Origin of the sequence: Pedobacter insulae, assembly GCF_900113525.1 — a bacterium.
Classification (GTDB): domain Bacteria; phylum Bacteroidota; class Bacteroidia; order Sphingobacteriales; family Sphingobacteriaceae; genus Pedobacter; species Pedobacter insulae.
The window spans coordinates 172,969-197,655 of the sequence record NZ_FOPP01000009.1 but is presented as its reverse complement, the minus strand read 5'-3'; the positions used below and the strand labels follow the sequence as shown (position 1 = coordinate 197,655).

At 39.4% G+C, this 24,687-nt stretch carries 25 protein-coding genes; 14 read left to right on the top strand and 11 right to left on the bottom strand.

Annotated features, from left to right (window positions below; genetic code table 11):
- Positions 1-2 precede the first annotated feature (2 nt).
- The 4 genes from BM207_RS15215 to BM207_RS15200 form a co-directional block, all read right to left on the bottom strand.
- A complete protein-coding gene (locus tag BM207_RS15215; RefSeq protein WP_090996174.1) occupies positions 3-641 on the bottom strand; it encodes a DUF6266 family protein in 639 nt (212 codons plus the stop codon).
- A 64-nt stretch (positions 642-705) separates the two neighbouring features.
- Positions 706-1,356 (bottom strand): DUF6266 family protein, encoded by a 651-nt coding sequence (locus BM207_RS15210; RefSeq protein ID WP_090996171.1) that lies wholly within the window; start codon positions 1,354-1,356, stop codon positions 706-708.
- Between the two features lie 368 nt (positions 1,357-1,724).
- Positions 1,725-1,958: a MerR family transcriptional regulator gene (locus tag BM207_RS15205; RefSeq protein WP_143095971.1), complete on the bottom strand. Its 234-nt coding sequence runs from the start codon at positions 1,956-1,958 to the stop codon at positions 1,725-1,727.
- A gap of 287 nt (positions 1,959-2,245) precedes the next feature.
- Complete coding sequence (locus tag BM207_RS15200; protein WP_177217138.1) at positions 2,246-3,100, bottom strand: HEPN domain-containing protein; 855 nt, start codon at positions 3,098-3,100, stop codon at positions 2,246-2,248.
- 330 nt (positions 3,101-3,430) lie between these two features.
- Between BM207_RS15200 and BM207_RS15195 the strand changes: the two genes are divergently transcribed.
- Positions 3,431-3,664: a helix-turn-helix domain-containing protein gene (locus BM207_RS15195; RefSeq protein WP_090996164.1), complete on the top strand. Its 234-nt coding sequence runs from the start codon at positions 3,431-3,433 to the stop codon at positions 3,662-3,664.
- Between the two features lie 461 nt (positions 3,665-4,125).
- Here the strand turns inward: BM207_RS15195 and BM207_RS15190 are convergent, their stop codons facing one another.
- From BM207_RS15190 to BM207_RS15175, 4 genes are all read right to left on the bottom strand, one after another.
- Positions 4,126-5,100, bottom strand: coding sequence for a nucleotidyl transferase AbiEii/AbiGii toxin family protein (locus tag BM207_RS15190; protein WP_090996162.1), 975 nt, complete (start codon positions 5,098-5,100; stop codon positions 4,126-4,128).
- 20 nt (positions 5,101-5,120) lie between these two features.
- Complete coding sequence (locus BM207_RS15185; RefSeq protein WP_090996159.1) at positions 5,121-5,687, bottom strand: hypothetical protein; 567 nt, start codon at positions 5,685-5,687, stop codon at positions 5,121-5,123.
- 886 nt (positions 5,688-6,573) lie between these two features.
- Positions 6,574-6,825 (bottom strand): hypothetical protein, encoded by a 252-nt coding sequence (locus BM207_RS15180; protein WP_090996156.1) that lies wholly within the window; start codon positions 6,823-6,825, stop codon positions 6,574-6,576.
- Positions 6,826-6,896: 71 nt separating this feature from the next.
- Positions 6,897-7,100, bottom strand: a complete 204-nt coding sequence (locus BM207_RS15175; RefSeq protein WP_090996152.1) for a type II toxin-antitoxin system Y4mF family antitoxin — start codon at positions 7,098-7,100, stop codon at positions 6,897-6,899.
- Between the two features lie 387 nt (positions 7,101-7,487).
- On the opposite strand from BM207_RS15175, the gene BM207_RS15170 reads away from it, so the two are divergent.
- A complete protein-coding gene (locus BM207_RS15170; RefSeq protein ID WP_090996149.1) occupies positions 7,488-8,396 on the top strand; it encodes an Abi family protein in 909 nt (302 codons plus the stop codon).
- A 31-nt stretch (positions 8,397-8,427) separates the two neighbouring features.
- Here BM207_RS15170 and BM207_RS15165 read toward each other — a convergent pair whose 3' ends face one another.
- Positions 8,428-9,342, bottom strand: coding sequence for a TIGR01777 family oxidoreductase (locus tag BM207_RS15165; protein WP_090996146.1), 915 nt, complete (start codon positions 9,340-9,342; stop codon positions 8,428-8,430).
- Between the two features lie 89 nt (positions 9,343-9,431).
- Between BM207_RS15165 and BM207_RS15160 the strand changes: the two genes are divergently transcribed.
- The 11 genes from BM207_RS15160 to BM207_RS15110 all read left to right on the top strand — a co-directional run bounded on the left by BM207_RS15160 (position 9,432) and on the right by BM207_RS15110 (position 20,387).
- Positions 9,432-10,778: a DASH family cryptochrome gene (locus BM207_RS15160; protein WP_245768132.1), complete on the top strand. Its 1,347-nt coding sequence runs from the start codon at positions 9,432-9,434 to the stop codon at positions 10,776-10,778.
- A gap of 98 nt (positions 10,779-10,876) precedes the next feature.
- Positions 10,877-13,672, top strand: coding sequence for a 2-oxoglutarate dehydrogenase E1 component (locus BM207_RS15155; protein ID WP_090996143.1), 2,796 nt, complete (start codon positions 10,877-10,879; stop codon positions 13,670-13,672).
- Positions 13,673-13,694: 22 nt separating this feature from the next.
- A complete protein-coding gene (gene odhB, locus BM207_RS15150) occupies positions 13,695-14,906 on the top strand; it encodes a 2-oxoglutarate dehydrogenase complex dihydrolipoyllysine-residue succinyltransferase (RefSeq protein WP_090996139.1) in 1,212 nt (403 codons plus the stop codon).
- 135 nt (positions 14,907-15,041) lie between these two features.
- Positions 15,042-16,661 carry a hypothetical protein gene (locus tag BM207_RS15145; RefSeq protein ID WP_090996136.1) on the top strand — a complete coding sequence of 540 codons (1,620 nt, stop codon included), beginning with the start codon at positions 15,042-15,044 and terminating at the stop codon, positions 16,659-16,661.
- Positions 16,658-17,179, top strand: a complete 522-nt coding sequence (locus BM207_RS15140) for a hypothetical protein (protein ID WP_090996133.1) — start codon at positions 16,658-16,660, stop codon at positions 17,177-17,179. The genes BM207_RS15145 and BM207_RS15140 overlap by 4 nt, the downstream gene beginning before the upstream one ends.
- Positions 17,180-17,193: 14 nt before the next feature.
- On the top strand, positions 17,194-17,712 hold the full coding sequence (locus BM207_RS15135) for a hypothetical protein (RefSeq protein WP_090996130.1): 519 nt from the start codon (positions 17,194-17,196) through the stop codon (positions 17,710-17,712).
- A gap of 19 nt (positions 17,713-17,731) precedes the next feature.
- Complete coding sequence (locus BM207_RS15130) at positions 17,732-18,253, top strand: hypothetical protein (RefSeq protein ID WP_090996127.1); 522 nt, start codon at positions 17,732-17,734, stop codon at positions 18,251-18,253.
- 14 nt (positions 18,254-18,267) lie between these two features.
- Complete coding sequence (locus BM207_RS15125; protein WP_090996124.1) at positions 18,268-18,786, top strand: hypothetical protein; 519 nt, start codon at positions 18,268-18,270, stop codon at positions 18,784-18,786.
- Positions 18,787-18,812: 26 nt separating this feature from the next.
- Positions 18,813-19,322, top strand: coding sequence for a hypothetical protein (locus BM207_RS15120; protein WP_143095970.1), 510 nt, complete (start codon positions 18,813-18,815; stop codon positions 19,320-19,322).
- 80 nt (positions 19,323-19,402) lie between these two features.
- Positions 19,403-19,921 carry a hypothetical protein gene (locus BM207_RS15115; protein ID WP_090996118.1) on the top strand — a complete coding sequence of 173 codons (519 nt, stop codon included), beginning with the start codon at positions 19,403-19,405 and terminating at the stop codon, positions 19,919-19,921.
- A 19-nt stretch (positions 19,922-19,940) separates the two neighbouring features.
- A complete protein-coding gene (locus tag BM207_RS15110) occupies positions 19,941-20,387 on the top strand; it encodes a hypothetical protein (protein ID WP_090996114.1) in 447 nt (148 codons plus the stop codon).
- Between the two features lie 57 nt (positions 20,388-20,444).
- Here BM207_RS15110 and ggt read toward each other — a convergent pair whose 3' ends face one another.
- Both ggt and BM207_RS15100 read right to left on the bottom strand, forming a co-directional pair.
- Complete coding sequence (gene ggt / locus BM207_RS15105; protein ID WP_090996111.1) at positions 20,445-22,157, bottom strand: gamma-glutamyltransferase; 1,713 nt, start codon at positions 22,155-22,157, stop codon at positions 20,445-20,447.
- Positions 22,135-23,901, bottom strand: a complete 1,767-nt coding sequence (locus BM207_RS15100) for an AMP-dependent synthetase/ligase (protein WP_090996108.1) — start codon at positions 23,899-23,901, stop codon at positions 22,135-22,137. The genes ggt and BM207_RS15100 overlap by 23 nt, the downstream gene beginning before the upstream one ends.
- 276 nt (positions 23,902-24,177) lie before the next feature.
- On the opposite strand from BM207_RS15100, the gene BM207_RS15095 reads away from it, so the two are divergent.
- Complete coding sequence (locus BM207_RS15095; RefSeq protein WP_090996105.1) at positions 24,178-24,651, top strand: hypothetical protein; 474 nt, start codon at positions 24,178-24,180, stop codon at positions 24,649-24,651.
- Positions 24,652-24,687 lie beyond the last annotated feature (36 nt).

The following is a 24,687-nucleotide window of genomic DNA, read 5'->3' as shown; positions in this document are numbered from 1 at the left end:
AATTAAGCGATAGCAACAGCCCCCAAGTAGCTGCTGGCAGAAAACTCCTTCCCGTTCTCAGAGATAAAAGCCATCCAGCAGTGCACCTTGTCGCCCGAGAACCCCAATGGCACATGCAGCATTGCAAATCCGGTGGTACGGTTGTAAGACGTTCTTAAAAACTCGTGCCTGTCCCTAGCCGGGCTGTATACCATTAGTATAACATTGTCCGTTCCGCCATCCGTTTCAGCCCGATGATCGATCCAGCTAAAATTTAGGCATCCCGCATTGTCGCTAAACACCTCGGCGTAGCTTACCCCCAAGAGCCTTCCGGTGGTAAGCACTACCTTACCATAGTCTATTTCAAGGTCTGGAAATATTCCTTTTACGGCATGCTTGGTATGGTAGGCAATGCATTGCCCCAATTGCGATTTAGTTGCCTTGCTATTGCCATATCCCTTGTTTACAATACTTTTTAAGGGAGCAAGGAAATGCGCTATTAAGCCAAAGCGCATCCGCTGTTCTTGTTGTGCGGTTGTTACGGGTTTTGTACTCTTCTTCGCAACTGACCTAAAAACTTGCGTACCTCTGTAATTATATGCTATTAGGTTGCCGATCTTACCGGAGCATTTACCTAATATTCCATGTTTAAATGTTCTCATTTCTTTAAGTTTTTAAAAATCCGCTGCACCAGTAAAAGCGGTGCAGCAGATCTGGGTTTAATTATCAAATGGATACTAGCGGCGGCATGGTAAAGTTGCCGATGTACTGGCTGGTAGAAACTGATTTCCTGTCCTTGCTAACGCAGAACAGCCAAAACTCGATGTTGCTATCGGCGCTTTCGGTCAGCTCTACGATCAGTTCGCCATCTGCGCGCTTTCCACTCATGTTGGTCATAAACTCGTCGTCGGTGCTGTTGTACAGCAATACCAATATCTCGTCGTCCGCATTTCCAAGTATCGCGTCTTCCCTTGATGACCAGCTCAGCGTAAGTACGCCTTCCGATTGGGCAAAGGTGACGCCCTTTAATTGGTTCAGGGATCCCCTGCTCAGCTGTACCTTTGCATAATCGACAGAGAAGTCGGGATGTTCCCCTGTTACCGCGTTAAGGATAAACTGCCTAACGGCTGCATTATAGCCCGATAACTTGTTCAGCTTTTTATCGCTAAAGCCCAGGTTAAGTACGTTCTTGATGCGTGCCAGCATGTTGGCTGCCAGTATCAGTTTGGCCTGTACGGTGAGCTGCCCTACAGACGGCCCTTTGCTACTTTTTTTTGCCACGTTGCGCAGGTAGTCTACGCCGCGCCAGCTGGTTCCAACAGCGTTGTTTACTGTTCCCGATATGCTGCCAAAGGTGGCTCTTGAATATTTTGCCATAATTTTAAAATTTAAATTGTGAATAAATCTGTTCGTTCATAATCGTCTGCTACCGGTAGGTGATTATGTAGGCAAACCTATGGCAATTGGCCCTGCTGCTCAACTTTTGGCATCAAATGTCACGCATTGTCACTTAATGTCATTAAATGTCACTTGGTTTTAGCTCAAAAGTGACACCGTGTGTACCCTATGTTCTGGATTGTCTTATAATTGCGCTAAGGCTGCTTTAGTCCATTCATACATCCGCCATACATTTTCTATACCCCTGGGTATGGAAAATGTATGGCGGATGTATAAAAAAGCTATAGGATAGGTAAGGAGTGGGTATAGAAATAGCGAGGTAATTACGAAGAGAGTCCGACACTGTCCTATACCCTACCTCTTCTGATACTTTCTTTGTAGGCCCCGTCCAGATCGCGCTTGTAAAAGCGGTCGCCACCGGGCAATTTCCTTGGCTTCAAGGTACCGTCCTTTACCCTGCGGATATAGGTCCGCTCACAGATGCCCAGGTATTTGATCACTTGGAGTCGTGTCATCTCTTCATTGTCTTCTGCAAGCGTTTGGGATGGGGTTGGGTGTGTACCGGCTACTAGAATCTTCAACAGGAAAAAAAACTCCTGGGAGAGTTTTTCCATCTGCTCGATGATCAATATAAGGCGGGTAGTTTCCATAACACAACAAATGTGCAATGGAAGGTGTGACTAATCTAGTCAAACGATGTCTAAATTCGGCAAAAGACGTGTCTAAATTCGGCACCACGAAATATTTTTCAGTCAATTTCTAACTGAAAGGGAAAAACATGGCGATTGGAGGCAATGGGGCTATTATTTTGCTTGACTGAGAAATTTTGATGAACGGTACATAGGCTGGTGGTATTTTTGCTAAATTATTAAACCAACACCTCAATCTCCTTCACTCCTTCCAACTCGGCAATCTTCTCATCACATAAACTTGTAGCCAAAGCGGTAAAATCCGACACCTTATCGCATAAAGCAATAGCATCTTTTTGCGAAACCGTAAAACTTGCCCGATATCGTGCATCCGAATAGCTTTTGGTAAGGATAGTAAACAGCCTCCTATCTTCGGCAGTTGCGGTAAATAATTGTAAAGGTGCTTGCGAAAAACAAGCACACAAATGGAGTAGGCGATTTAGGTTATGAAACTCCGCGCGATAAGCTAAATGAACGCTAATTAATCCAATGCAAAGCTGCTCTACCGCTTGGTGCAACATAAAAACACAAACAGCATGCTGTTTCCAATTCTGCAAACATTCGCTCGCACCAAGATAAAATCCTTCAGCTACAGAGAAGCGATGCCCGTAATGTTTCTGTGCCTTTTCAGCGGCATCCGTAGCTATGTAAGCTGGAATACTTTCAATTGAGAACATTCCATTGTGGTTATAGATAAGTTCTGCTTCAGCATATAGTCTAATGAAAAAAGAACTGTTTGCTGCTATCGCTTTTTCAATACAATGTTTACTGTGGCAAATTACGGTAATGGTACCTTGCTGATAATGCAGGTTGGCAAGGTCTTGCACTTCGTAATCGATGCGCGTGGCACTTTCTGTAACTAGTAAAAGGCAGTAATTGCAATGAATCTCACTTGGTTGTTTAGTGAAACATCCTTGGTTGGTTGTAATTAAACTGTTCTTCGAAAAGCTGAAGATTTGTAAGGGTTGGAATTTGGTAGCGAGTTTGGTGATGAATGTGTTGAATTGAGTGGTGTGAGTGGTTAAGGTTTGCATATGTTTCTCATTTAGGTGACAGGGTAAATGAGTCTCGCAATAGCAGAAATTATAAATGTGGGATCTGCCAACCATGGTTACATGAAAAGTTTCTGAAGCCTTACGTCAACATGGATTTACAGCAGAGCCCACATCTATGTAGGTGTGCAAATATAGCACATCTAACCATAGATACGGTATTGCCTGCTGTCTTGCGTTGACGGCTTCAGATTCAGTAACCGCAAGACTCTTAATTGTTCTTTTTTGTTATAATCAAAGATAACAAAACAAACCACAAACCCTACTATAATAGGGTGATTTATTTTATATTTATTTCTTACTTAGCCACGTATGAGTGAAATATCAAAGATCGAACAATATGTGATTGATAAGGTAAGGGAACTGCGTATTAAAGCAGGGATTAGTCAGGAAATGCTATCGATAAAAATGGAGCTCAGTTCGAAATTTGTGGGGAATGTAGAGAGTAGTAAGAGGACTACGAAATATAATCTCAATCACTTAAACAAGATTGCAGAGATTTTGGGATGCTCGATGAAGGAGTTTTTTCCCGAGGAGGTGATTTAGTTGATACAATCGCTTAATTCTTAGAAGAAAGAGTTTCATTTACATTTAATAGTGTTTGTGCACTCACTTTCCGATACATTAATTGGAGTTAACTCACTTACAATCAGACAAAAAAATAACCGTCCAATCTAAGGACAAAACCAAACATATTAAAACACTAATAATCAGATATTTTCACTTAATTCTCCGACTAAATATTTTATAATGTTAAAGAACTGATAATGAGAATTTTGAAGGAATTAATGTCCTTTCAAAATCTTTAATCGCTTATTCAATTATAATGATTTGCAATTTAAATGCATAAAAAAAGATGGCTTTTTCTTTCCAAGGTGATGTTTCTTTCTGTGCAATTTCTATTAAACCTTGTTAAGTGAATTTAAATCCCTTCAAAGAAGCACAGCTTTTACCAGAATTGAATAGCGATAGTATTTATGAAATGAAAGTCCTTTCAAAACATAGGACTATCCTAGTTTTTCTAGGTTTGCTTGGATAAATTCTAATATTTCATCAAAATCTGGTTGCCCAAGATAATAAAGGCTTGAGGTTCTTTCGTAGCGGTTCCTAAATTCAGCTTTAGTCTTTTCATTTGTTAGTAAGAATGCCTCTTTCTTTGCCAATGGTACATCGAGGTCAGCATCCGGAAACCAATCAAGCTTATGTGTCTGGTATTCTTGCGTGGTGATGAACTGCTGGATATCATCTTTTTGTAAGAGCCTGTAAACATCATAATATTGCCTCATAAAGTTGACCTTTGGAACGCCATCGCCGGTACCCTGTTCTACTCGGAACTTGGTGGCAATTGTTTGGAGTTTCTCCACAAGGGTATAACCTGGGTGGTAACAGGCAATACGCGATGCTCGGTTATCCGAAATATTTAGCCCAGCTTCTATTGATTTGTTATACATCCATGAACTAATATCAACCTTCATATTAGGAGTAACCTTGGCAAAGCCTACTTCAAGCAATATACCATCCTTGATTCCTGGGACGGATCCAAAGAAACCAGTATATGTAAGCCTGATTCCGCCGTTCCTCCCATCTTTATCATCAAATTCAGTATCGCGTTTTGCCTCAATGCCATCTATGTGAATATTATCCGCCAGCCAATCAAAGAACTGCATCCTATTGGCAACGATGTTTTTGCTGCTGGACTTGGGATTTTCGTTTACCGTAATTCCGGTCTGTCCAACAAATGCCTTCGGGGGAGTAATATGCAGATCAATGTCCTCAGAAAAACGGTCAATAATATTAAAACCCTTTGAAAGTGAAGTTCCACCTTTCAGCTCAAAATCCAGACCTAGATTTTTCATCCCATAGAGTGCATGCATAATCCAGTAATCCTTTTCGATCAAGGCTCCAATTATACCTTTCTCGGTAGCTAATGTACTGATTAGACTCCTAAAGTCTTTTCGTTGATGTAGAAATGTAGTACTCATATATTTACCGGGACAGCTCACTAAACCGCAGCCAATAGTTTCCTTGTCTTTGGTGTTGCATATTTCTCAATGGCATACTCTAGGGAACTTTGATCTAAGGCCGTCGCTTTTTTTAATGTCTTCTCCAATATTTTTGGCTGGTCTTCTGCTAGGGCCTCCAAATTATTGATAAGGTCAACTACCAGAAATTCCTTTGTAGGCTTCTGTGGAAAGGCAGATTTTTTTCTAAAACTGAACAGTTTATTGCCAAGTTTGATATCTCCGCTACGGAGATGATTATAAACAATCTGCTTATTATATAGTTGTGTAGTCCCCAACCCCAATGCATTAAAGGAATTGAAGGAAGTAATCAGAAAATTATCGTTGTCCAAAAATTTTTTAATCAGTAACTGGTCGGCAGGCGGTTCAAAGCCAAAAGCATTCTTTTTTGGAAAATGGTAAAGCCCTGGGCCAACTTTTTTAAGGATGCCCTCGTTGATAAGCTCAGAAAGGTGCCTATCAATAGAGCTGGACCACTTTTGCAGCTCCTCTCGTTTGTAGATATTGCCTTTTCGTAAGTGGCTCTTTAAATCATCTAATTTCGACATATTTTTCCTTTCAAAACAAAGATAACAATTAAACTAATATTTTGCATGTTTTTTGACCAAATTTCATTCAGCGAATCTTTTTATAATTGAGATTATCTCAAAAGTCTGCCCAAGATAAACACCTGCCTATAAAATGGTAGTAGACTATATTTTAAAAGAGATGAGCTTGAGAAATGGATGAATAAAATACCAATTTTGAGGCAAAATTTCTAGAAATAAATGTCTAATTTAGCCTAAAAAACACGTTCTTGATAGAATTATTGCAACTTTTATCTTTTAATCACAAAGACAACTATATTGATTATCAGACATTTAAAATAATTTAATATACATTAAATCTGAATATTTGATTATAGAATATTTACCTTAACAATTGATATAAAAGTAAAATGATCTATAACCCATAAATTTTAACTAATAATGACCAGTAAAAATCAAATTACTCTTTTTGTTTGACGATATAGTAGAATATGTGGGGGTTATTCCAAAAGTGGCCGCATCTTTTTTTGCAAAGTGGCCACATCTTTCGCTCCAAAGTGTACACTCCGTTTCGCTTAAAAGTGTGCAGTCGGCTGATTTTAAGGCGTTTTAAGACTCTGATGATCCCTTCTGGACTCATCGTTCACCGCTCATACTGAAAATAAATCCTGGCTTATCTGTGGCCTAAAAACGGCAGGTCTTTTCTGCTGTAAGCTTACCTATATCTATTACTATGTTCTGAGATTGCTTTTGATGCGGATTCCGGGCTTTTGCGGAGCAAAAGCGTTTTCAGGGAACCTGCCGGATCAGTGGTCAGGCGGCTTGATGTTCTTGCAAATGGAAAGGTACTAAAAAGAAAAAGCCCTGATCGGGCTGGACAGCTTGGAACGAAACGGGGTGGATACTTTTACTGAAATACACAGATAGCTCGCTCTAACCGATCTTGTACACCAAAACTGATGTGAAAATAATTAATGGTATACCAGGCATTGGCAATCATTCGAGCAAAAAGATGCTGCTTATTTATCTTAACATTCCCATGCTCTAACTCATCAAGTATCGCGATAAACCAGTAGAACTTATAGGTTGTGGAAGTACTGTTAAAGCTTCCTGCCAATAAGTTAATTTGAAGTAAATTATGCTGTGGTAAATTATACATAATTACCAATATTAAGCAATATTTTTAAGAGGCAATCAATGAAATTTCTTTAGAGAGATTCAGATTCCTGATTATTCTCGATTTTTATCAATTACCCCAACTTCTTTCCCGAATAAGGATAGCACATCATTAACTTTATCTAAGCGGAGTGTTTTTTTACCTTGCTCAAAATCGCGTATAAAGTTTAAGCCTACGCCTGCATTTAGAGCTAACTCTATCTGCGTTAACTTAAGTTCTTTTCGTTTCTGCTTTACAAAAGAGCGTAATGTATCCATATATTATATCCTTTCGGATATAAAAATTAAGAATTTAATTAAATTATATGCGATTGGATATAGTTGTAACCTTATTAAATACATAATAATTAACTGAAAAGAGATATTAGTATTTAGAGAAGGAATGTATTAGCTATAAAGCCATTTTGTTTTCATATAAGGACATTATTTTCGGCTAAAGCATCGTCCTAAGTTTTGTTATTTAATCTCATTATAAAAATGTATTTCCCTGAAATACAGGAAATATTTTGTAAATATTTTTATCATTTAATCAATTAATTTCCGATATTTGTATTAACAGTACACGCCACGCTACCCATAAGAACAGCGTCCCAGGGCGTGTCTTTTGCTTTAATAGCATTTCGTTTCTTAGCGCTCAGACTATCGATGTATAATAAAACCGCTTTTACAATTGATGAACAAATTGTTCAATTAAAGAACAGAGGGTTATTAATATTAAAAAGCGATAATGCAGAACATTTCCTTTCACACATTAGCTACTACCGCTTAGCAGGCTATTGGTGGCCAATGCAACAAGAACCGAAAGACAAGCATCTTTTTAAGACCAACAGCAAGTTTACCGACGTTATTGCCCTATATAATTTTGATCGTGAACTACGTGTTATCATATTCGATGCCATCGAAAAGATTGAAATCAGTTTAAGAACTAAGCTCATTTACCATCTATCACATGAATTTGACCCTTGGTGGTTCCAACAATTAAACATCTATCAAAATGTACCAGAAGCTGTAAAAACATTGGCAACTTTGGAAGCAGAAATTGATCGGTCTAAAGATGCCTTCATTAAAGAGCATAAAAAAAAGCATGCAGATGACCAACGATTCCCTCCCTCTTGGAAAAGCTTAGAGATGACGAGTCTAGGAGCACTATCTAAAATATACGGAAACCTCAAGAATACTGTCCAATCTAAAGATACCATTGCCAAAGAACTTGGCGTGGTTAATCACACGTTTCTGCCCAGCTGGTTACAATCCATTGCCCAAATTAGAAATTATTGCGCTCACCATAGCCGCTTATGGAATAAAAATCTTCCTGGAAGACCAAAACTATTATCATCCCCTCCTTTACCCTGGATTATAAATGTCCCTAAAGAACATGAGTTTCCGTTGATTTATATCCATTTATGCTGCATTAAATATTTACTCAATAGCATTCAGCCACAAAATAACCTAAAACCTCAACTCATCGCGCTCTTTCAGAAATATCCAAATGTAGACCCCAATGCAATGGGCATGAAAGTAAGTTGGGAAAATGAACCCCTTTGGATGATTTAATATTATAAGTCCAATTTTAAGAAATAAGCCCTCACCCTCCCACCTCCAAAGCATCCTTCAAAGCCTCATCCAAATCCACATACTTAAACAAATACCCCGTATCTAAAACTTTTTGCACAACCGTATTTGAGCTCATTAAAGGCAAAATACTCATTTCGCCCAGCATTAACTTTAATGCCGCTTTTGGTACATGAACCGGCCAAACGGGTCTATTTAAATGCCAAGCAATCCTTTTTGTTAATAGTTTATTGGTTACCGGAAACGGCGCCGCAGCATTATAGGCGCCAACCATCGCTTTACTCTCAACGGCTTTGGTAAACAACCTAACAATATCATCCAAGTGGATCCAGGGCATCCATTGTTTCCCGCTTCCTAAAGGCGCGCCTACAAACCATTTAATCGGCTTTGCCATAGCGGCCAATGCCCCACCGTCCTTGCTCAATATTAATCCAATTCTAATTTTAACAACCCTAATACCTAAGGCTAACCCTTCATCTGCAGCGCCCTCCCATTGCACACAACAATCTGCCAAAAAACCTTTGCCAGGTTCACTGTCCTCTGCCAGAATCTCCTCACCTCTATCGCCATAATAACCTACTGCAGATGCTGATACAAAAGTTTTAACTTGGGCATCGGTTGCTTTAATCGTGTCATATAAAAGCTTGGCCGAATTAACCCTGCTGTCAATAATTTGCCGTTTACGTTCAGCTGTCCACTTTTTGCCTGCAATACCCTCCCCTGCCAAATGAATAATCGTATCTATGCCATTTAAGGCTCCTGCGGCTATTGTTTGCTTTTCAACATCCCATGTAAAAACTTTAACTCCAGGTATAGTAATTTGCCGTGTAGATAAAATACTTACTTCATGTCCGCGCATTTGCAGAAAAGTCACAAGTTGCTTACCCACTAAACCCGTTGCACCGGTAATTAAGATTTTTTTTCGCATGGTTTATCAATCTTTAATAAGACGCTGAAAGACTACAATAATTAGACCGAACTCTTCTTGCCTTGTGTTGCCCCATTGTAAAAAATAGAATGTTTAAACGTATAATTCCTAGAATTTGTGCAAATTGCAGGCCAATAAGAATGGCTACGGATATGGGCAAAAAAATACTGGTTTGGTTTAGGAATGATCTTCGCCTGCACGACAATGAAATGCTGGTTGAAGCTATTGCCAAATCTGACAGCATTTTACCCGTTTATTTCTTTGACCCCCGGCAGTTTGAGCCTACGCCCTATGCAACCCTAAAAACAGGCCTCAACAGAACAAAGTTTCTTTTAGAAAATGTGGAAGCCCTACGTCAGTCGTTTAAAAACCTAGGCGGCAACATATTAATTTCCACAGGTAAGCCCGAAGATTTACTTCCACAACTGGTTAGTAAACATGAAATTTCCGAAGTATATCATCATCGCGAAGTGGCCAGTGAAGAAACTGCCATCTCTACTGCAGTTGAAGATTTGTTATGGAAATTAAAAGTAAACCTTAAACATTTCATTGGGCATACACTCTATAACAAGGAAGATCTCCCTTTCCCTATCAAGGACATTCCGGATGTGTTTACGCAGTTTAAAAAGAAAACAGAACGTGATGCCATTGTGAAACCATGTTTTTTAACGCCAACTTCTATCAGCTTCGTTGAAGTAGAAGATTGGGGAACATTACCTACAATTGACGCACTTTTACCAGGGGAACATAACGATCCGTTGGAGCAGGATTCTTTTTATAAAGGGGGCGAAACGGAAGCATTTAAACTTCTTCACAGCTTTTTACATACAGGCGAAGGGATGGCGAATGCCAATGCAACGGTTAAAAAGAACGAGGTGGCGAGCAGGCTTTCTGCATGGTTGGCCGTTGGCAGTCTATCTCCACGCGAAGTATATTGGAAATTGAGAGAAGCTGAGACAAATTATGGCTTAAAGCCCTATTTCGGCCCTATTATTTTGGGCATATTATGGCGGGATTATTTCCGTTTTATGTTTAAGAAATATGGAAACACCTTTTTTAAGCAGGAGGGCTTTAAGGCCCATGCTGAAACAATACCATTAGTAGCATCTGCCTCCCTAAAACTGTGGCAAACGGCAAGTACCGGTCATGTTTTAATCGATTCGATTATGAACGAGCTAAATACTACAGGCTATATTAACAATGGTTCGAGGCAATTGGCGGCAACTTACTTAGTGAACGAGCTCAAAGTAAATTGGATAATGGGCGCAGCGTATTTTGAGGAAAAGCTGATAGATTATTGTCCGGCAAGCAATTGGGGCAACTGGGCCAATGTGGCCGGGGTTGGCAACGACCAACGATTGAGCAGCAGCTTTAGTTTCGAAAAACAACTTAAAGCGATCGACCCAAAAGGGGTTTACCAGCATATTGGTCAATAATTAGCCAATCGTAACAATTAACCAATTTAATGCAAAGTTTATTGTCTTTTTTAAGGGTAAAATCCTAATTTTGCAATACTTATCGTAAAAAAACACAAATGGATAACTTATCTTATCTCAACGGCGCCAATGCCGAATATATAGAATCATTATACCAAAGCTACAAAGAAGACCCTAATTCGGTTGAATTTGGTTGGCAGAAATTTTTTGAAGGCTTTGATTTTGGAAGAGGCTCGGGCGCAGGAAATGCAACAAATGAAGCCCCAGAGCACTTTTTAAAAGAAATTAATGTCCTTAGTTTAATTAATGGATACCGCCAAAGAGGTCACCTCTTTACCAAAACAAACCCAGTTAGAGAAAGACGCAAGCATTTGCCAACCTTGGCAATTGAAAATTTTGGCCTGGCCCAAACCGATTTACAGGTTGTATTTAATTCCAGTGTTGCACTAGGTATTGGACCTGCAAAATTGTCGGATATCATTGCTTTCTTAGAACAAACCTACTGCGGTACAATCGGGGTAGAGTATAAATATGTGCGTACTCCCGAAATCTTAAATTGGCTCGAAACCAAAATGGAGACGGAGCGTAACACGCCGCAGTTATCAATCGACGAGAAAAAAAGAATCCTAAGTAAATTAAATGAAGCTGTTAGTTTCGAAAATTTCTTAGGCACTAAATTTCTTGGTCAAAAACGTTTTTCATTAGAAGGTGCTGAGGCGGTAATTCCAGCTTTAGATTCGGTAATTGAAAAAGGTGCAGAACTTGGCATCGAAGAGTTCGTGATTGGAATGGCACACAGAGGTCGTTTAAACGTACTGGCCAACATTATGCAAAAAACCTATAAGGATATTTTTGCCGAATTTGAAGGGAAAGGTTACAGCGCCGATTCTCCTTTTGGCGGTGATGTTAAATATCACTTGGGCTACTCAACAGATGTAACTACGAATGCCGGGAGAAGTGTGCATTTAAGTTTATGTCCTAATCCATCGCATCTGGAAACAGTAAATGGAGTAGTTGAAGGTATGTCCCGCTCAAAAATCGATTTCAAATACGGTGGCGATAATAGCCGTTTGGCTCCGATTTTAATCCACGGTGATGCTTCGGTAGCTGGCCAGGGTATTGTATATGAAGTAATCCAAATGGCAAGTTTGGAAGGTTATAAAACAGGGGGAACTATTCACCTGGTTATTAATAACCAAATTGGTTTTACCACCAATTATAAAGACGCCCGTTCTAGTACTTACTGTACAGATATTGCTAAAGTAACCTTATCACCTGTTTTCCACGTGAATGGAGATGATGTAGAAGCTTTAGTATATGCAATCAATTTAGCGATGGAATATCGTCAGAAATACAGAAATGATGTATTTATCGACATTTTGTGTTACCGTAGGTTTGGCCATAACGAGGCCGATGAACCTAAATTCACGCAGCCATTGTTATACAAAGCGATAGAAAAGCACGCTAATCCACGCGATATTTATATCGAGAAACTCACTAAAACCGGTGAGTTAGAGGCAGGGCTAGCCAAAGAAATGGAAAAGCAGTTTAAGGGGCTTTTACAAGACCGCTTAAATGAAGCAAAGGAATTAACCTCTACTTACAGCGACGTAAAATTTGGTGGTGCCTGGGCTGATATGAGGTTGGCAACTGCGAAAGATTTCGATGTATCTCCAGATACATCCGTTAAGAAGACAACCTTATTGGAGATTGCTAAGCGAATTTCTACCCTACCAAAAGATAAAACCTTCTTTAAGAAGATCCAAAAACTGTTTGATGAGCGCAATAAAATGGCAACCACTACCCATATATTTGATTGGGCTATGGCCGAGCAGCTAGCCTATGGCACTTTATTGGCCGAGGGCAAACGGGTTCGTTTAAGCGGGCAGGATGTAAAAAGAGGAACCTTCTCTCATCGTCATGCGGTATTAACCTTAGAGGATTCGGAAGAGGAATACACACCACTTGCTAATATTTCTGATCAGCAGGCGCAGTTTGACATTTATAACTCGCATTTATCTGAATACGGTGTTTTAGGTTTCGAATATGGCTATGCCATGGCAAATCCGAATGCATTAACCATATGGGAAGCGCAATTTGGAGATTTCTTTAATGGCGCTCAAATTGTGGTAGATCAATACTTAGCAAGTGCCGAAACGAAGTGGCAGCGAGAAAATGGTTTAGTACTCCTGTTGCCTCATGGTTACGAAGGACAAGGCCCGGAGCATTCATCTGCACGGATAGAGCGTTTTATGGAACTTTGTGCAGATTACAATATGCAGATTACCAATTGCACTACGCCTGCAAACTTCTTCCATGCACTGCGTCGTCAGTTTAAACGCGATTTCCGTAAACCATTGGTGGTGTTTAGCCCCAAAAGCTTACTGCGTCATCCTTTATGTGTAAGTCCTTTAGCCGATTTTACAGATGGCAAGTTTAAGGAGGTGATTGATGATGCGACTGTAAAACCAGCAAATGTAAAACGTGTGGTTTTCTGTAGTGGAAAGATTTATTATGATTTATTGGAAACTCAAAAAGCCAATGATAAGGGAGACGTTGCTTTGGTGCGCGTTGAGCAATTGTATCCAACACCTGTTGCGCAAATGGAAGCTGTTTATAAGCGCTATAAAAACGCTATTGACGCAGTTTGGGTTCAGGAAGAACCTGAAAACATGGGGGCTTGGCCTTATTTATTGCGTCGACTTAGAAAAACATCGTTCAGCCAAATGGAGGTAATCTCCAGAAAAGAAAGCAGCAGTACGGCAACGGGCTATGCAAAACAGCATGCTAACCAGCAAGCTTATATTGTTGCGACAGCTTTTGATATTCCAGTTACTGAAAAAATCAAAGAAGTAGTCGCAAAAGCAACAAAGAAATTAGTTAATATTGATTAGTCAATAATATATATTTAGAATCATGAGTTTAGAAATAAAAGTTCCGCCTGTTGGCGAGTCGATTACTGAGGTAGTTTTATCCCGTTGGGTTAAAAACGATGGGGATTTTGTTGAAATGGACGAAATCATTGCAGAATTAGAGTCTGATAAAGCAACCTTTGAGCTTACTGCAGAAAAAGCTGGAACTTTAAAAACCGTAGCGAGTGAAGGTGATACTTTGCCTATTGGTGCTTTAGTTTGCACGATTGAAGAGGGTGGTGCAGCAGCGGCTAGTCCGAAAGCAGAAGCTCCAAAAGCCGAAGCACCCGTTGCCGATAAGGTAAGTGCACCTGTTGCAGCAAAATCGGGCGAAAGTTATGCTACTGGAACCCCTTCGCCTTCGGCAGCTAAAATTTTAGCAGAAAAAGGTGTTGATGCTGGTTCTGTTAAAGGCACTGGCGTAGACGGTAGAATTACGAAAGAAGATGCTACTAAAGCAGAAAGCCTGAAGCCTGGAGCTCCGAAAGCAGCTGCACCTGTTGCGGTTGCTGGATCAAGAAATGAGCGCAGAGAAAAAATGTCGCCATTGCGCAAAACTGTTGCTAAACGTTTGGTAACCGTTAAAAATGAAACGGCTATGTTAACTACTTTCAATGAAGTAAACATGAAGCCTATCATGGATTTGAGAGCTAAATATAAAGACCAATTTAAAGAGAAGCATGGTGTTGGTTTAGGTTTTATGAGTTTCTTTACCAAAGCGGTGTGTGAAGCGGCAAAGGATTTTCCAGCTGTAAATGCACGTATCGACGGAGAAGAAATTGTTTATAATGATTTTGTTGACGTTTCTATTGCGGTTTCGGCACCTAAAGGATTGGTAGTTCCAATTATTAGAAATGCAGACAGCATGAGCCTGGCTCAGATCGAGAAAACGGTAATCGAATTAGCAACTAAAGCTAGAGATAGTAAATTAACGATTGAAGAAATGACCGGAGGTACTTTTACCATTACCAATGGCGGTGTATTTGGATCGATGATGTCGACCCCGATTATCAATGCGCCTCAATCTGCCATTTTAGGAATGCACAATATTATTGAGCGCCCTATTGCCGAAAATAAAGAAGTAGTGATCCGCCCGATGATGTATATCGCTTTATCATATGACCACCGTATTATAGATGGCCGTGAATCTGTAGGATTCCTAGTACGCGTAAAACAATTATTGGAAGATCCTGCAAGATTATTGTTGGGAATCTAAGCCTTACGAAGTTACTCGCCAACGTGCTAGTTAAACTTCGTAATTCTTTACCCCATAGAAACCCCTTCGTCGTAACGGCGAGGGGGTTTTGTATTTATAGAAATATATCATATATTTAGTTAACCTAGATTAACTATGAAGAAATTCACCTCTCCCACTATCTTTTTTGGCATGCTCTGCCTCCTACTGGTTTATTCCTGTAAAAAGCAGATCGGCGATATATTTAGCGACCCCAGTAAGCCTGAGGGGCTACAATGGGCAAAGGAATACTACGCTCAACACTTGCAGCAGCAAAACAGTTTTTCGGTCAAGCTCTCTGGCAGTAAAGGCACGTTAACTACGACCGACCTTAAGAATAACAAAAAAACTCCCGTATGGACCAAAGCTTCTGAAGGAATTACTTTTCAATATACCTTTGCTGAAATTCCACTTAGGTATGCCCATAAGATTACGCCTACGCTGGCGCTTTCGAAAAATCCAGACGAGAGGCCTGTCGCCAACCCAGAAGTTATCGATGCCAGTTTTGACCGTTTAATTATCTATAAAGATAAGAATGGAAAGATAGGTCAGCGGATTATCAGCTATATACCCGATGAGGCATACCTGAAAAAGCACAAGGGAAATATTAGCCATAACAGGATTAATCAAATGGATAAGGATTTTTTTGGTTATGTACATTATAAAGATTGGGAAGGCAAAGCGCTCTTTGCAATACGCGTTGAAAATGGAAAGGCTGTTAAAAGATACAATCTTGCAAATAATGTTAAGAGGGGCATCAGCAACCTTGCGCAATCAGCAAAACCATCGGGCAGTAAAGTAATGGTATTACCCGTAGACCCACCCGATTGTATTTATCTCGTAACATGGGACTGGTATCAGGATTGCTATTATGCCTCAGAGGAAGCGACTACGCCAACCTACTGTGACCCCGTTGTAATCTATAATGTGGAATCGATACTTATAAGCTGTAATGAACCGAGCGGCGGTGGAAGCGGAGACGGTGGCAGCAGTGATCCGGGATGCCCTGGGCTCATCATGTTCGAAACGGGGGAGTGTGTTGTTGAGGAACCAGAGGTTACACTTGACTCGTTGATCAAACAGTTTTGTGATAACCTTACCGCTGATCAAAAGGCAATAATCAACACTTCTGTCACTGCTTTAAAAACTTTTAATTGTGCCACAAAATATATCTATGAAAAATTTAAAACAGAGAATAGGTCTTTTAAGTTCTGTATCAGTGCTCAAGACGGGAATGCGAGTTACGGCTTCACAAAGGGATTTAACTTTGGATCAGATCTTGCGGCTGCACAAATGAATATAGTGGAACACGAATTTTACCATGCTTTTCAACAGACTGTATATCCAGGGGGCATAGAACAATATGGCAGACCGGAAAATGCCCCGCCAAATACATTGCCGAATGCTGGTTTTGTAAACACTGAATTTGAACAGATGGTGATGAATGATATGATCAATGGAAATTATCTTGCTTTTACCAACGGGACGCCATCTCAAAAAGATCTTTACGAGGATTGGGTCAAAGCCGTTACCAATAATTATTCAACTTACCCTAAGTTAAAACCAGAAGGTACTCCTACAGAGGTAGCGGAGTACAATAACTTTATGACGAGCTACAATTCCTTTTTAGCCGCTTTTAACGCCTTACCCAATAACCCTTATCATAGTACAGCACTAAACATGCAACCCTATGCAATAGTCAATTTATTTAATCACATTAACAGAACCTGCCCATGAAAACCCTAATCTATATCCTATTAATTAGCTTAAGTTATAGCTGTTGGGCTCAAAAGCCTTTAAAGGTAGGCAGATACGAGCTAGATGGTAAAACATTTGTAGTGAAAAAGTTCAATAACGGAGTGAGAACTAGGTTGAGTATATTTGTAGGTACTGAAGTAGAACCACAAAATAAAAGCTATCCTCCCCCCAAAAACAAGTATGCTTCCCCTCCGGTTAAACGAGACATTCATTTTGACACCGCATTAGTAAAAGAGATCGTACTGAAAACCCTGGGCAAAAAAAGAGCACGCTTCAAGGAGAAAAAAGCCTTTCTCAGTCTGAGTTTAACCTTCAAAAAGGATGGCAAGCTTGAAGATGCTTTCTATGCTCTGTATAATGATTTCAATGTGACGCTAGAGGAAATTGCAGACATTGATAAAAAGCTAAAAGCAGGTGCGATCAAGGCAACTTTTACAGGTATTGAATATTTAGATTACCAATTCATACATTATAATGGTTTTGATGTTTTCTTTTAAAACAGAACCTGTCCATGAAAACCCTAATCTATATACTTTTAGCAATTACGCTTTGCTCGAGCTGTTTTGCCCAAAATTCTTTAAAAGATGGCAAACACAACTATGATGGTAAAACATTTGCAGTTACAAAGAACTCCTATATGGGGAAAACTTCCTTTTCCGTAAGGGTTGCTGGTCAATTTGACAACAAACCACAACACGATCTCAAGGATCCCAATGGACTGCCCATGAGCAGAAAAGACATTCATGTTGACACTAATAAAGTGAAGGAAATCATTCGTAATATACTCGAACCTCACACGAAAGAACTGAGTGCAAATAAAGATCAGATAACCTTACAATTTAAGTTTGCACAAAAAGATGGTTCAATCGAAAGCATCTATTATTTTCTTAATGGGAATACAATAATAAATTTAAAAGAAATTGCCAAAATGGATAGGCAAATTAAAAAGCAGGTCAAAGCAACTTTTACAGGCACTGAACACAATAATTATTTTTTTATTAACTATGGCTATGTGAGGGTAATCTTTTGAAGACATATAGAAACTGCCTATGAAAACTCTAATTCATATCCTATTAATTAGCTTAAGTTATAGCTGTTGGACTCAAAAGCCTTTAAAGGTAGGCAGATACGAGCTAGATGGAAAGACATTTGTAGTGAAAAAGCATACTTTTGGCGAGAAAACTATAATAAGTATCCTTGTTGGGATTGGAGAAAATTTCGAAAACAAAAATTATCCACCACCACAAAACAAGTATGCTTCCCCTCCGGTTAAACGGGATATTCATTTTGATACCACTTTGGTAAAAGAGATTGTACTGAAAACCTTGAGCAAAAAACAAGCAAGCTTCAAAGCGAGAAATGCCTTTCTAAGTGTAAGTTTAACCTTTAAAAGAGATGGTAAAGTAGAGAGGACTTCGTATTCCCTTCATAATCAGCCTAACATCACGCTAGAAGAAATTGCTTCTATTGATAAGAAGATTAAAGCAGGTTCGATCAAGGCAACTTTTACGGGTATTGAATATCTAGACTATCAATACATCCATTATCCGAGCTTTGATGTTTTCTTTTAGAACAGAACCTGCCCATGAAAACCCTAATCTATACCCTTTTAACAATTATGCTTTGCTCGAGCTGTTTTGCCCAAAATTCTTTAAAAGATGGCAAGCACAACTATGATGGTAAAACATTTGTAGTTACAAAGAACTCTTATTTGGGAAAGACTTCCATTTCTGTCAGGGTTGTTGGCCGATTTGAAAACAAACCTCTTTTTTACCTAAAAGATCCCAACGGATTGCCCATGAGCAGAAAAGACATTCATGTTGACACTAATAAAGTGAAGGAAATCATTCGTAATATACTCGAACCTCACACGAAAGAACTGAGTGCAAATAAAGATCAGATAACCTTACAATTTACCTTTGTACAAAAAGATGGTTCAATCGAAAGCATATCTTATTCTCTTAATGGCAACACACTGATCAGCTTAAAAGAAATTGCCAAAATGGATAGGCAAATTAAAAAGCAGGTCAAAGCAACTTTTACAGGCACAGAACACAATAATTATTTTTTTATTAACTATGGCTATGTGAGGGTAATCTTTTGATGGGTAATAACTCAACTTTAAGAAGCATGAATAAAATAAGAATCCTATTCCTCCTCATACTGCTGTCTGGCATTGCCAATTTCGCTTTGGCCCAAGATAGCAACATGTATAAAACATTGGTAAAGACTATAAATGTCAATAGCAGTTTTTTCCATTCTGGTGATTTCTACGAGAAGGCTGTTTTCTTTACCATAAACATGTCGGTAAATGAAAAAGGAATGATAGACTCGGTGATTTTCTCCAATGAAAAAAATAAAGATTTAACCAGTCTTTTGGATATCACCAAAATAAGCCTAGAACTAAAAAAGAATAAGACCGACTTCATTAGACATAAGAATGAAGTTTTGGTGCTGTTAGTCATGGTCTCCAGAGGAGAAAATTACTTTCTCAATTTTAAAAACGGAGAGGAAATTTTAAATAACTGGATTGAGATTTCGAGTACCGCTAATAAAATTAAAATCCCAAAAAGAAAACAGATATTCTTATCACCGATGCTTATTAACTCTCAGGGAGCAAAATATCCTGACAAATTCTAATGATAGTACGCTAGGCTAATTTAACACAAGCGTTAGTTTTAACTAAAAAGTTAAATGTTTTGCTAAAACCGAACCTGCCCATGAAAACTCTAATTTATTTCCTTTTAGCAATTACGCTTTGCTCGAGCTGTTGGGCTCAAAAGCCTTTAAAGGAGGGTCAATATAAATATGATGGTAAAACATTTATAGTGGAAAAAAGCGCTTATTTGGAAAGAACCTCTATTACCGTTAGGGTTGTTGGCCGATTTGAAAACAAACCGCAACCCTCCCTCAAAAAGCCAAACGCACTGCCTATAAGAAAAAAAGATATACACTTTGACATTAACAAGGTAAAGGAAATCACTTATAATATACTGGAGCCTAACAAGAAAGAATTAAATGTAAACAAAGAAAGGATAGATTTGCATTTTACGTTTAATCCCGAAGATGGTTCAATAGAGAACATATTTTATTTTTTTAATGGAAATACACGGATCAATCTAAAAGAAATCGCAAAAATAGATAGGCAAATCAAGAAACAAATTACTGCGAACTTTACCGGAAACGAGTATAGTGATTACTATTTTATTGAATACGGAATAGTGAGCGTACTCTTTTGAAGACCTATAGAACCTGCCCATGAAAACCCTAATCTATACCCTTTTAGCAATTACGCTTTGCTCCAGCTGTTTTGCCCAAAATTCTTTAAAAGAGGGCAAGCACAACTATGATGGTAAAACATTTGTAGTGAAAAAAAACACTTATTTGGGAAAGACTTCCTTTTCTGTCAGGGTTGTTGGCCGATTTGAAAACAAACCTCTTTTTTACCTAAAAGATCCCAACGGATTGCCCATGAGCAGAAAAGACATTCATGTTGACACTAATAAAGTGAAGGAAATCATTCGTAATATACTCGAACCTCACACGAAAGAACTGAGTGCAAATAAAGATCAGATAACCTTACAATTTACCTTTGCACAAAAAGATGGTTCGATCGAAGGCATCTATTATTTTCTTAATGGGAATACAATAATAAATTTAAAAGAAATTACCAAAATGGGTAGGCTATGGCTATGTGAGGGGTAATCTTTTGATGGGTAATAACCCAACTTTAAGAAGCATGAAAAAACATAGGCTAATTTTTTACCAGCCTACTGCTTTATCATCACCCCTTGGATCTGCACCGCCTTGATAATAGCCCCATTTGGTTTTAAGAATAGCATCAACCCTTCCAATAGCACCACGAGGTACAATCTTATAACCTTTGGCTTTTAATTTCTCTATTGTCAGACTGTCTAATGCATTAGGCTCTATGTCAATTTGATCTGGCAACCATTGATGATGAAATTTCTTGGAATTGACAGCAGTTTGCATCGATTGGTTAAAATCGATCACATTGATTATGGTTTGGAAAACTGAAGTAATGATCGTTGATCCACCGGGCGTACCCACCACCATGAACAATTCTCCATCTTTAGCGATAATGGTAGGGGTCATGCAACTTAACATCCTTTTATTTGGTGCAATTGCATTTGCTTCGCCGCCTACCAGACCATACATATTTGGTGCTCCTGGTTTAACCGAGAAATCGTCCATCTCATTGTTTAATAAAAACCCCGCACCTTTTACAACTACGCCAGCTCCGTATGAGCCGTTCAAAGTCGTAGTAATCGATACCGCATTTCCGTCCCGATCCACTATAGAGAAATGGGTTGTTTCTTCATGCTCAATGGGTGCAATATCTCCAGCCTTGATAGCGGCACTGGTTGTTGCCTTTTCCCAATTAAAATTGGCCATACGTTCCTTGTTATAGTTATCTTCTATAAGCTGCTGTTGCGGAACCGGATAAAAGTCTGGATCGCCCAGGTGGGTGGCCCGATCTGCATATACCCTCCGCTCTGCTTCTACGATTACCTGTACGGTTGAGTCGGTATTAAACCCCCACTTCGACAGTGGATAAGGTTCTACAGATTTAAGTAATTGTACCAAGGCAATACCACCGCTTGATGAAGGGGGCATCGTAACGATGTCGTAACCCCTATAAGTTCCCAAAACAGGTTTACGCCATACTGCCTTATAATCTTTTAAATCTTGTTTACTAATGATACCATTACCGCGTTTCATTTCGGCGACAATCGAATCCGCTACAGCACCCTCGTAAAACCCATTTCTCCCTTCTTCTTCAATATGCTTTAAGGTATAGGCCAGTTCTTTTTGAACCAACAGATCGCCCTCGGCCCAAGTCGTTTCTTTTAACAAGGCCGTGCCCAGGGGATTTAATTTAGTCAGCCTGCTCTTCATCCCATTCAGTTCCCTCGCCTGTCTAGCTGTAATCTTAAATCCATTGGCTGCCAAAGCACGTGCCGGCGCAACCAGCTCTTCCCACTTTAAACGGCCATATTTTTGATGCGCCTCTTCCATTCCCGCAACAGATCCGGGAACGCCGGCGGCAAGTTGTCCATACAGGCTTTTATCAATAATCGGGTTGCCTTCGGAGTCTAAATACATATCGCGACTTGCGGCTCCCGCAGCTTTCTCTCTAAAATCTAAGGTATTTGTTTCGCCTTTTGCAGATCGGTAAACCATAAAGCCTCCCCCGCCCAAGTTTCCCGCATTGGGATAAACTACCGCCAAAGCAAATTGTACGGCTACTGCTGCGTCGACAGCATTTCCTCCTTTTTTCAAAATATCAACCCCAACCTGTGAAGCTATTTCACTTGCAGAAACAACCATTCCATTTTTATACTGACCACTGTTATTTCTACCTAGCTGACCGCCTACGCAGCCCAATAATAGGCTAACACTTAACAGTGCTATAATTAATCCATTGAAATTAGCCTTTGTAATTCTCTGCATCTTTATATATTTTTTCTATAACGTCGTTATTCTTTTCTAAAATTATTTTTCGCTTTAAGCTCAGTTTGGGGGTTAACTCCCCTCCATCAATGCTAAACTCTTTGGCCAATAAAGCAAAACGTTTCACCTGCTCCCACTTACCAAATTCGAGACCTAAAGCAGCAACTACCCGGTTATACTTATCCAATACCTGCTCATTGTGAATCATTTCTTCGTTGGTAGTGTAGGGTATCCCCTTTTTTTGGCACCATGTTTTTAACGCAGCAAAAGTAGGTACAATTAATGCCGCTGGGAATTTTTTGTTTTCACCCAGCACCATAATTTGCTCAATTAACGGCGATTCCTTATACCGGTTTTCCAACATCTGTGGGGCAATATATTTACCACCGGCTGTTTTAAAAATCTCCTTTTTACGATCGGTAATTTTCAAGAATTTACCATTTATAATTTCGCCTATATCGCCCGTATGAAACCATCCATCCTTGTCGATACATTCGGCCGTTAAATCCTCCCGTGAATAATAACCTTTCATGATATGATGGCCACGGGTTAAGATCTCTCCATCTTCGGCAATTTTTATTTCTACACCTTCTATAGCCGTACCAACGGTACCGAACATAGTGGCACCAAAATGGTTTACTGTTATCACCGGCGAGGTTTCAGTAAGTCCGTAGCCTTCAAAAACCGGCATCCCTGCCGCCCAAAAAATGCGTGCTAAACGAGGGTTTAAAGCAGCTCCTCCCGAAGCTAATACCACAATATTGCCACCTAAGGCCGCTTGCCATTTCTTGAAAACCAATTTGCGCGCAATTTCAAGCTTAAAACCATACCACCATCCTTGTTCAAAATCATACCTTTCGGCCAGGGCGAGCGACCAAAAGAAAATCCCTCTTTTTATGCCCTTTAGATCTTTCCCTTTTTCCATGATCTTATCGTATACCTTTTCCAGTAAACGTGGTACCGTAGAAAATGCATTTGGCTTAACTTCCTGGATGTCTACCACAATGGTTTCCATACTTTCGGCATAATAAACGCTAACGCCCGAGTAGGCATACAGATAAGAAATCATCCGCTCAAAAATATGCGAGAGCGGTAAAAAGCTAACTGCGGTTTTCACTTCCTTTGGAAAGATAATGGATGATTTTTCGAAGTTTTGGATCAGGTTGTTATGGGTAAGCATTACGCCTTTGGGTGTTCCGGTGGTACCTGAAGTATAAATCAGGGTTAAGATATCATCGCCAGATACTTCTTTTCGATAAGCTTCCAAATCTACCGTTGTTTCTTTACCAATGGCCACTAGTTCTTCCCAATGCTTTGCGCCCTCAACCTGCTGAAGGGTATAAATAAGTACCGGATTGGCAAGAGTTTTATTGACGGCCGTAAGTTTCTGAAACAATACTTCATCATTGACAAACACCATACTCACCCCGGCATTTTCAATAATAAATTTAACATCATGTTCTGCCAAAGTAGGATAAAGCGGAATTTGATAAGCGCCCAATTGCATAATTGCATAATCGCAAATATTCCATTCAGGCCTGTTAGGCGCCATCACTGCTACGCGAGATTCTTTTTTAATCCCTAATGTGGTTAAGCCCTTACTTAAATTATCGGTCGTCTCGCAAAACGATTGTGTGCTGTATTTTTTCCATACACCATTTATCTTACCACTTATAAATTCCTCTTTCGGAAATTTCTCCAAATTATAGCTTAACAGATCGAATACCCTGGTAATAGTTTTCATACTTAATGGCTCACAACGGTGGTTTCTCAAATCTAATGAATAATATTTTGGGAAACAAGAAGCCAAAAATTTGTTGAAAAGGCTGTCCAGTTTTACAGAACAATTCCAAAAGTGCGCTAACCAAGTAATAATTATAATATACGATGAGAGCCAATTACAATTATTTTTCCATTTACCAAACACTACGGCACAAATGTTGTTATGTTGAAAGGATCGACTTAAAACCTATGGGAATGATTTCGAGTCGTTATTTTTAATAAACAAAAAACAACAATTATGAAAAAGTTAATTTTTACTTTTATTACGGGTGTTGCTTTATTCACCGTGAACATGACTGGTGCAAAAGCACAAGATTACAAAACAGGCTTGGGACTTGCTATTGATTTTGGTGATGGAGCTACTTTGGTTGGTCCACACATTAAGCATTTCTTTAATGCTAATGGTGCCATTAACGGAGAGGTTTTATTTGGAAACCATTTCACCAGAATTCAAGGTATGTACCAACATCACTCAGAATTTAAAGGAGCCGATGGCCTAAAATGGTATATTGGTGGTGGTCCGGCAGTAGATTTGTATGATGGCGGTTCTAGCTTCTATCTTGTTCCAACTGCAGGTTTAGACCTTAAAGTGAAGTCGGCACCAATTGCCTTATCGTTTGATTGGAGACCAAATATCTATCTTGGCGACAGCTATGGTGGAAATAGATTTATCGCTGGCAGATTTGGCTTGGGAATTCGATACTCATTCTAACAAAAAAACCCGTTTAGTTTTAAAACTAAACGGGTT

What these genes read in the sequence shown, in the direction of transcription:
- BM207_RS15215 (WP_090996174.1), bottom strand. Translation starts at nt 641, where the DNA reads ATGAGAACATTTAAACATGGAATATTAGGTAAATGCTCCGGTAAGATC.
- BM207_RS15210 (WP_090996171.1), bottom strand. Translation starts at nt 1,356, where the DNA reads ATGGCAAAATATTCAAGAGCCACCTTTGGCAGCATATCGGGAACAGTA.
- BM207_RS15200 (WP_177217138.1), bottom strand. Translation starts at nt 3,100, where the DNA reads ATGCAAACCTTAACCACTCACACCACTCAATTCAACACATTCATCACC.
- BM207_RS15195 (WP_090996164.1), top strand. Translation starts at nt 3,431, where the DNA reads ATGAGTGAAATATCAAAGATCGAACAATATGTGATTGATAAGGTAAGG.
- BM207_RS15190 (WP_090996162.1), bottom strand. Translation starts at nt 5,100, where the DNA reads ATGAGTACTACATTTCTACATCAACGAAAAGACTTTAGGAGTCTAATC.
- BM207_RS15185 (WP_090996159.1), bottom strand. Translation starts at nt 5,687, where the DNA reads ATGTCGAAATTAGATGATTTAAAGAGCCACTTACGAAAAGGCAATATC.
- BM207_RS15180 (WP_090996156.1), bottom strand. Translation starts at nt 6,825, where the DNA reads ATGTATAATTTACCACAGCATAATTTACTTCAAATTAACTTATTGGCA.
- BM207_RS15175 (WP_090996152.1), bottom strand. Translation starts at nt 7,100, where the DNA reads ATGGATACATTACGCTCTTTTGTAAAGCAGAAACGAAAAGAACTTAAG.
- BM207_RS15170 (WP_090996149.1), top strand. Translation starts at nt 7,488, where the DNA reads ATGTATAATAAAACCGCTTTTACAATTGATGAACAAATTGTTCAATTA.
- BM207_RS15165 (WP_090996146.1), bottom strand. Translation starts at nt 9,342, where the DNA reads ATGCGAAAAAAAATCTTAATTACCGGTGCAACGGGTTTAGTGGGTAAG.
- BM207_RS15160 (WP_245768132.1), top strand. Translation starts at nt 9,432, where the DNA reads ATGTTTAAACGTATAATTCCTAGAATTTGTGCAAATTGCAGGCCAATA.
- BM207_RS15155 (WP_090996143.1), top strand. Translation starts at nt 10,877, where the DNA reads ATGGATAACTTATCTTATCTCAACGGCGCCAATGCCGAATATATAGAA.
- odhB (WP_090996139.1), top strand. Translation starts at nt 13,695, where the DNA reads ATGAGTTTAGAAATAAAAGTTCCGCCTGTTGGCGAGTCGATTACTGAG.
- BM207_RS15145 (WP_090996136.1), top strand. Translation starts at nt 15,042, where the DNA reads ATGAAGAAATTCACCTCTCCCACTATCTTTTTTGGCATGCTCTGCCTC.
- BM207_RS15140 (WP_090996133.1), top strand. Translation starts at nt 16,658, where the DNA reads ATGAAAACCCTAATCTATATCCTATTAATTAGCTTAAGTTATAGCTGT.
- BM207_RS15135 (WP_090996130.1), top strand. Translation starts at nt 17,194, where the DNA reads ATGAAAACCCTAATCTATATACTTTTAGCAATTACGCTTTGCTCGAGC.
- BM207_RS15130 (WP_090996127.1), top strand. Translation starts at nt 17,732, where the DNA reads ATGAAAACTCTAATTCATATCCTATTAATTAGCTTAAGTTATAGCTGT.
- BM207_RS15125 (WP_090996124.1), top strand. Translation starts at nt 18,268, where the DNA reads ATGAAAACCCTAATCTATACCCTTTTAACAATTATGCTTTGCTCGAGC.
- BM207_RS15120 (WP_143095970.1), top strand. Translation starts at nt 18,813, where the DNA reads ATGAATAAAATAAGAATCCTATTCCTCCTCATACTGCTGTCTGGCATT.
- BM207_RS15115 (WP_090996118.1), top strand. Translation starts at nt 19,403, where the DNA reads ATGAAAACTCTAATTTATTTCCTTTTAGCAATTACGCTTTGCTCGAGC.
- BM207_RS15110 (WP_090996114.1), top strand. Translation starts at nt 19,941, where the DNA reads ATGAAAACCCTAATCTATACCCTTTTAGCAATTACGCTTTGCTCCAGC.
- ggt (WP_090996111.1), bottom strand. Translation starts at nt 22,157, where the DNA reads ATGCAGAGAATTACAAAGGCTAATTTCAATGGATTAATTATAGCACTG.
- BM207_RS15100 (WP_090996108.1), bottom strand. Translation starts at nt 23,901, where the DNA reads ATGAAAACTATTACCAGGGTATTCGATCTGTTAAGCTATAATTTGGAG.
- BM207_RS15095 (WP_090996105.1), top strand. Translation starts at nt 24,178, where the DNA reads ATGAAAAAGTTAATTTTTACTTTTATTACGGGTGTTGCTTTATTCACC.